Source organism: Povalibacter sp. (assembly GCF_036735925.1).
Taxonomy (GTDB): Bacteria; Pseudomonadota; Gammaproteobacteria; order Steroidobacterales; family Steroidobacteraceae; genus Steroidobacter.
Genome location: NZ_DAINNK010000063.1, coordinates 23,321 through 30,222, shown reverse-complemented (window position 1 = coordinate 30,222; position 6,902 = coordinate 23,321). Strand labels below are relative to the sequence as shown.

Annotated in this window: 8 protein-coding genes; all 8 read right to left on the bottom strand. The window is 64.9% G+C overall.

The annotated features are described in order from the left end of the window. Window positions 1-27: 27 nt before the first annotated feature. Window positions 28-471, bottom strand: coding sequence for a tetratricopeptide repeat protein (locus V7D81_RS17360; RefSeq protein ID WP_324318575.1), 444 nt, complete (start codon window positions 469-471; stop codon window positions 28-30). Then, entirely contained in the window at window positions 468-830 is a 363-nt protein-coding gene (locus tag V7D81_RS17355; RefSeq protein WP_324318573.1) for a DUF192 domain-containing protein, read from the bottom strand. The genes V7D81_RS17360 and V7D81_RS17355 overlap by 4 nt, the downstream gene beginning before the upstream one ends. Window positions 831-858: 28 nt before the next feature. Continuing rightward, window positions 859-1,758, bottom strand: a complete 900-nt coding sequence (locus V7D81_RS17350) for a type II secretion system F family protein (protein WP_324318571.1) — start codon at window positions 1,756-1,758, stop codon at window positions 859-861. Window positions 1,759-1,762: 4 nt separating this feature from the next. Further along, on the bottom strand, window positions 1,763-2,620 hold the full coding sequence (locus V7D81_RS17345; protein WP_324318569.1) for a type II secretion system F family protein: 858 nt from the start codon (window positions 2,618-2,620) through the stop codon (window positions 1,763-1,765). An 89-nt stretch (window positions 2,621-2,709) separates the two neighbouring features. Then, window positions 2,710-4,422, bottom strand: coding sequence for an ATPase, T2SS/T4P/T4SS family (locus V7D81_RS17340; RefSeq protein WP_324318567.1), 1,713 nt, complete (start codon window positions 4,420-4,422; stop codon window positions 2,710-2,712). Between the two features lie 9 nt (window positions 4,423-4,431). Beyond that, window positions 4,432-4,857, bottom strand: coding sequence for a hypothetical protein (locus tag V7D81_RS17335; RefSeq protein WP_324318565.1), 426 nt, complete (start codon window positions 4,855-4,857; stop codon window positions 4,432-4,434). Between the two features lie 20 nt (window positions 4,858-4,877). Then, window positions 4,878-6,047 carry a type II and III secretion system protein family protein gene (locus V7D81_RS17330; protein ID WP_324318563.1) on the bottom strand — a complete coding sequence of 390 codons (1,170 nt, stop codon included), beginning with the start codon at window positions 6,045-6,047 and terminating at the stop codon, window positions 4,878-4,880. A gap of 1 nt (window position 6,048) precedes the next feature. Next, entirely contained in the window at window positions 6,049-6,846 is a 798-nt protein-coding gene (gene cpaB / locus V7D81_RS17325) for a Flp pilus assembly protein CpaB (RefSeq protein ID WP_324318561.1), read from the bottom strand. Between the last annotated feature and the right edge of the window lie 56 nt (window positions 6,847-6,902).

Genomic DNA, 6,902 nt, shown 5'->3' with positions numbered 1-6,902 from the left:
AAGCCGGCCCCACAGGAAGGCAACAGATCATTCACCCGTACCGAACGCTTGCAGTTGCGCCAGCAGTGCCCGCACCTGCTGACGATTGGCCGGCGCCGTCGAGCTGTCGACGTAGTCGTTCAGCAGCAGCGTGGCCTGGTTGAGATGCAGCATGGCGAGATTGAACTGCGCCTGCGGATTGCGCGGGTCGAGCCGGTGGGCGACTTCGAAGCGGGCCTGCGCCTGTTTCAGATCGCCGTCGCGATAGGCGATGACGCCCAGGCGGAGGTGCGCCGGAACGAATTTCGGATTGGCGGCAACGATGGCCTCGTACTGTTCGCGGGCACGATCGAACTTGCCGGTCTGATAGTTCTGATCGGCCTGGCGCGCGAGCTGCAGCAGCTGCGTCTGCTGTCGCTGCGGCGACGATCCGCAGCCGCACAGCATCAGGCTCAGGCCGATGACGACGATAGAAAACGACTTGGTAATCATGTGCTCGCCTCCGGCCGCAGCCACAGGGATGCGCCGGGCATGAGGCCGCAGTCCGCCGCGCGCCCGGCAGCGAGTTCCAGTACGGAGCGCGTGCCGCTCGGCGCTGTCGCGAACCGGTACGGTGTGAGCTGGTGAGTGATGGCGAGAATGCGCAGGTGCCGATCGAGAAACAGCACGTCGATCGCAAAGCGCATGCCGATCGTGTGGACGCTGCCGCCCGGTCGCAGCAACAGGCCGTGATCGACCGCCATCTCGCGATGGCCGAGCAGGCCGCGAAAACGCGGCCAGAAGCTGGCGGCGATCGTCACGCGATGCGCCACCGTGAGACCCTGGGTCGTATCAACTCGAGCGAACTTCATGGACTCTCCCTGTCGATTCTTCTCCGTACTACATGACGTCGAACGCGCCCGCCTCGATCAGCTGGATCACGATCGGAAAGCCGATGATGATGAACGTGATCGGGAACAGCAGGGCGATGAGCGGGAACAGCATTTTCACGGGCGCCTGATTGGCGAGCTTTTCGGCGCGCAGGAAGCGTTCCTGTCGTCGCTGGCGTGCCTGGTCCGCCAGCACTTCGCCCAGCGAACCGCCGGTTTCTTCGGCTTGCGTAACGGAAGCGACGAAGTTCGTGACGGCCGGAATCATGACGCGCGCCGCCACACGATCGAGCGCGATGCGACGCGTCACGCCGGTACGCGTCTCGCGCAGGTAACGCGAGAATTCCTGTCGCACCGGACCTTCGCGCAGCTGGTCGATGGCCTGTTCGATGGCGGCCGTGAAGGTGAGTCCGGCCTTCATGCCGAGCACCAGCACGTCGAGAAAGAACGGGAAATCCTTTTCGAATCGCATCTGGCGGCGCTTGGTCGTGTCGCGCAGCCACAGGTCCGGGTACATGTAGGCGAACGGCGCGAGGCTGCTGGCGACGACGATGTACATCGGATCGTTCACGTCGAGGACGAAGATGACGTACAGGGCGACGGCGATGCCGGCGATGAAGGCGAGGCGTCGCACGACCAGGAACTCGGCAGGCGTGATCACATACGCAAGCCCGCCGGCATTGAGCTGCGTCTGCATCACCTCCCGTTTGTGGCCGGGCAGCGATTGATCGACTTCCGTGGCGTACCAGCGAAAGGCGGGACGCAGCGCGCGCAGCAACGGCGGCAGTTCGTCGCGCCACGCGGCATCGCGCTGCGCGGACTCGGTGCTGCGACGGCGCAGGGCCAGCGGCAGCAGCAGGATCAGGGCGCACGCGAGCGCGGTGAGCAGGGATGCGAGGACGGCGTTCATGGATTCACACGTCGATGTTCACGATCTTGCGGATCATCCAGGCCGCAATCGCCATCATCACGGCGACCACGGCCAGCACGATCCAGCCGTACCATTCGGTGAACATGAGACTCATGCGCTCGGGTTGCTGCTGGTAGAGCACGAAGCCGATGAAGATCGGCAGCAGGCCGACGACCCAGCCCTGGGCGCGGCCCATCGAGGTCAGCGCATCGATCTTGCCTTCCATGTGTGCTTTCTCCTGCAAGGTCTTGGCGAGTGCTTCGAGCGTGTCGGCGAGATTGCCGCCGACCCGACGCGACACATTGATGGCCGTGTTCATGAGATCGAGTTCCGGCGTGTCGACGCGGCGGCGCAGATCGGCGAGCGAATCGGCGAGCTGCCGGCCGATGCGGTATTCGGCCAGCACGATGGTGAATTCCTGCGCCAGCGGCGGCGGCTGGCGCGTGGCCAGCAGTTCGAGGCCCTTGGTGAGATTCGATCCCGCACGCAATGCCGAGCACAGCGCGAGCAGCGCATCCGGAAGCTGGTAGACGAACTGCCGGTTGCGACGGCGTGAAAAGTAGGTCACGGCGACGCGCGGCAGGACTACCGAGAGCACCGTGCCGGCGACGGCGCCGACGGGACCGATCAATGCGTAGCCCAGCGAGCCGAGCAGCACAGTCAGCAGCACGCTGACGACGAACAGCGACTGCGGATTTGCGATGACGAAGTTCTGTTTCAGGCCGGCGCTGACGCGCGTCACGAAGGCGCTTTCATAGGAGCGGGCGCCGCGACGCAAGAGCAGCAACACCAGCAGTACGCCGGCGAACACGCAGCCCGCGATGAGCCAGGAAAGATGCTCCGGGCCGAAAGCCGCTGACACTGTCTGTAGGTCAGGCTTTAGCCTGACTCCGGCGGAGGCCGGCTGAAGCCGGCCCCACAGAAAGAAATGAGACAGGGAAGCCACCGCGTTCACGCGAGGCCTCGCCGCGTCGCCGGTGCAGCGCCGAAGATGGAACGATCGAGCTGCACGCCCGCTTCATTCAGCGCTTCATAGAAGCGCGGCGCCTGGCCGAAGCCGCGATATTCGCCGACGATCTCGCCGCCGCTGCCGACGCCCTGCTGTTTGAAGGCGAACAACGGCTGCGTGAGGATGACATCGCCTTCCATGCCATCGACTTCGACGATCGAGGTCACGCGCCGGCGCCCGTCGCTGAAACGGGTCTGCTGCACGATGATGTCGACGGCCGAGGCCACCTGTTCGCGAATCGCCCGCACCGGCAGATCCATGCCGGCCATCAGCACCATGACTTCCAGGCGCGACAGCAGATCGCGCGGCGAGTTGGCGTGGCCCGTCGTCATCGAGCCGTCGTGGCCGGTGTTCATGGCCTGCAGCATGTCGAGTGCTTCGCCGCCGCGGCATTCGCCGACGATGATGCGGTCCGGGCGCATGCGAAGCGCATTGCGTACCAGGTCGCGGATCGTGATTTCGCCGCGGCCTTCCACATTGGGAGGTCGTGCTTCCAGCGACAGCACGTGCGGCTGCACGAGTCGCAGCTCCGCCGCGTCTTCGATGGTGACGATGCGTTCGCTTTCCGGAATGGATTCGGACAGCGCATTCAGAAATGTCGTCTTGCCGGAGCCGGTGCCGCCGGAGACGAGGATGTTCTTGCGGAACTGCACGCAGATGCGCAGGAACTCGCACATCTGCGGCGTGAGCGAACCGAGTTCGACGAGCTTGTCCATCGACAACCGCTGGCGCGAGAACTTGCGGATGGTCAGGATCGGGCCGATCAGCGACAGCGGCGGAATGATGGCGTTGACGCGCGAACCATCCGGCAGGCGCGCGTCGACCATCGGTACGCCTTCGTCGATGCGTCGGCCGAGCGGCGTGACGATGCGTTCGATCACGCGCATCAGCGAATCGGCATTGGTGAAGCGCACCGGCGCTGCGGAGAGCTGGCCGCGCCGCTCGACATAGATCTGGTTCGGGCCGTTCACCATGACTTCGGAAACGGATTCGTCGGCGAGGAAGGGTTCGATGGGGCCGTAGCCCATGATTTCCGCCGTCATCTCGGCGACGAACTTCGTGCGATCGATACTCGGCGGCAGTTCGATCGCCCCCGATTCGATGAGGGATTCGATGGCCTGTCGCGCTTCCTGGCGCAGATCGGCCTGCGCCAGATTGTTGAGCGCGGTACGACGGAACAGATCGAGTTCGCGCAGGACGAGCTGCTGGAGTTTTTCCTGCAGCGAGCGCAGTTCGGCGGAAGGTGCCTGCGGCGTATCGGGGACGGCTCGCGTGCCGGGTGATGAGCCTGCCGCAGGCGCAATGGGCCGCGTCACGGCCACCGGCTGCGTCGATGTTTCGGGCAGATCGACGGGGTCGTCCCAGTAGTTGCGGACCACCCGCAGTTCGCAGTCGCCGATGGCAAAGGTATCGCCGCTGCGCACTGGCGCGGTGTCGCAGACCACCACGCCATTGCGCCGGATCGAATCCGCGGCGCCGACATCCACCACCAGCGTTTCACCCTCCTGCACGCACAGCAGCGCATGACGCCGCGCGACGGAATCGTGCTTGAGCCGGATATCGGCGCCGAGGCCGCGACCGATGGTGTAGCGGCCCGAATCGATGCGGCGCGACTGCATCGTGCAGCCGGGGATGGAAAGTTGAATGTCGAGCACGGTGGCGTCCTAGAAATACAACGTCGCCGCAGCCTGCCCGTCTACCGTCACGTCGCAGGTGTTGCCGCCGGCCTTGGTGGCCTTGGAGACGATGCCTTCCGCCAGCCGTTCCTGCCAGCCGCCACCGCCCTTGTCGATGACGCCCTGGGAGAACTTGCACAGCGTCGCGACCGGCAGCTCGTTGTACTTGCCTTCGGCCGTCAGGCGCGGGGTGTAGGGCGGAAAGCGGCCGCGCAGCACGCTTTCGCCATTCACGGAGATGGCGATCGACTGGTCTTTCTTGTCGTACACGCCGCCGATCGTCCATGGCGCGGTGGCCGAAGGCGGCACGTATTCCTTGTCCTGCGCGAATACGCGCGTGTCCTTCTTGCCCGCACAGCCGGCGAGTACGGCAATGACCATCGCGCCCATCGTGAATGTCATCTTGCGTTTCATCCTGAATCTCCTTGTCGTGATCAATCCATCAACCTGAACTTCAATGCTTCGTCGGATTTCTTTTTCAGCGCGTCGTACTGCTGGATGCCTGCCTTCACCGGCTCGGAATCGGCCTTGATGATCTGCGGCGTGACCAGCACGACCAGTTCGGTTTCGCCGCGGCGGAACTGGCGCGATTTGAAGAGCTCGCCGAGCACGGGGATATTCCCGAGTCCCGGCACCTTGACGACGGTCTTCGCATCCTCGGAGCTGAAGAGGCCGGCGATCACCATCGCTTCGCCGGACTGCACGTTCATTTCCGTGTTGGTCTTGCGGGTGGCGAAGCCGGGGATGCCGAGCACTTCGATGCCTTTGTCGACGCTGCTGACTTCGACATTCACCTTGGTGCGGATGAGGCCGGTGGTGTTGGTACGCGGCTCGACGTTCAGGATGATGCCGAACTCCTTGAAGATGACGTTGAGTGCGCCGTCCTGGTTCTGCACGGGAATCGGCACTTCACCGCCCACGAGGAAATCCGCCTGGCCGCCGTCGATGCAGGTCAGCGTCGGTTCGGCCAGCAGGCGCGCATCGCCGTTGTTGACGAGCATGCGGATCACGGACTCGACGGCCGTCGTCAGTGCGAAGTAGTTGTTGGACGTGCCGAGCTGCAGCGGCAGTCCATCGATGCCGTCGATCCCGGGCGGGATGACGCGGTAGTACGGGTTGCTGACGAATTCCGAGAGCGTGCCGAATACCGGGCCGGGCACGACGTCGGACCAGTCGATGCCGATGTCGCGCAGCGCGGATTTCTTGACCTCGATGAGCTTCGCCTTGATCAGGATGGTGGATTTTTCCTGCAGCACATCCACCGGCACGACGGGGGCATCGGGAATGCCGAGCACCTTGATGAGATAGGCGACGGTGGTGCCGTCGCGATTCCAGATGCGCAGGTCGGTCAGGCCTTCCTTCTTGCCGAACACCAGCACTTCCTGGGTATCGTCGAAGACCTTGATGTCGATGATGGCGCCGTCGCCTGCCGCGACCCGGCGTACGTTCGGATAGCGCATGAGCAGGCTCTGTCCCGCGGGCAGGCTCAGGACGCTGACCGGCGAGTTGTCGAGCGGATGGTCGGCGGCGGCGAGTGCCACCGACATCAACACCAGACTGGCCAGGCCGGCGAGCAGCCCGCGCATGAACGTTGCGCGGCGCATGTCAGGTGCCACCCAGGATGATTTCGACACGCGGTCGCGCGGCGGCGACTTTGACGACGCGGCCATCGCTCAGCAGCGTGCGCTTGGTGACGCGCGCGATCTGCGCCGGCAGTTCGTCCTGCGGACGACGCAGCGCCACGGTGATCTTGCCGGCGTCCTGCGCGAGCGTGATGCGTGCGGCATTCTCCGGCGTCACCGACACGGTGACAGTGTTGTACTGGCGCGAGGGATTGCGATCGTCGAGATAGGCGGCGTTGGTCGTCGTGCGCACGCCGGTGGCGATGACGGGCACATCGAGCAGCAGCGGCAACGTCATGGCTTCGTTGCCCGCCAGCGTGGTGAACAGGATGTCGATGCGATCGCCGGGCGCGAGCATGCCGGAGATGGAGGCTTCGTCATCGACGGGAAACGTCAGCGCCCGCATGCCTTCGGCGAGCTGCGAGGAAAAACCGGCGCTCGCATTGCGCGCCAGGTGTGCCTGCAGCACGGGTTCGCCGCTGCGCACGGGTTGCGCGAGTACGCGGCCGGCGACGGAACTCCATTGATCGGCCAGGATGGCGTCGGAGTGCAGGAAGTTGCGCGGCACTTCGCGCAGGGCCACGGTCTGGCCGGACAGGAAGGTGCCGGGCCGCAGATCGGCGTTCGCCACCACGACGCGGACCGGCTGGTACTGCGCGTCCAGTTGCGAGCGGCGCGCGTTGACGCTGCCTTCGATGTAGTTGTCGGCGAAGTAGGCCGCGCCGCCCGCGGCGGCCAGCGCGCCGAGCACCATCAGTACGGTGATCGTTCCACCTTTCATGTGTCCCTCCCTGGACTCCTGTTTATCGAAGACCCTCTCTGCCCTGTGGGGCCGGC

Excerpts from the sequence above, each read along its gene's own strand:
- V7D81_RS17360 (WP_324318575.1), bottom strand. The coding sequence starts at position 471 with ATGATTACCAAGTCGTTTTCTATCGTCGTCATCGGCCTGAGCCTGATG.
- V7D81_RS17355 (WP_324318573.1), bottom strand. The coding sequence starts at position 830 with ATGAAGTTCGCTCGAGTTGATACGACCCAGGGTCTCACGGTGGCGCAT.
- V7D81_RS17350 (WP_324318571.1), bottom strand. The coding sequence starts at position 1,758 with ATGAACGCCGTCCTCGCATCCCTGCTCACCGCGCTCGCGTGCGCCCTG.
- V7D81_RS17335 (WP_324318565.1), bottom strand. The coding sequence starts at position 4,857 with ATGAAACGCAAGATGACATTCACGATGGGCGCGATGGTCATTGCCGTA.
- V7D81_RS17330 (WP_324318563.1), bottom strand. The coding sequence starts at position 6,047 with ATGCGCCGCGCAACGTTCATGCGCGGGCTGCTCGCCGGCCTGGCCAGT.
- cpaB (WP_324318561.1), bottom strand. The coding sequence starts at position 6,846 with ATGAAAGGTGGAACGATCACCGTACTGATGGTGCTCGGCGCGCTGGCC.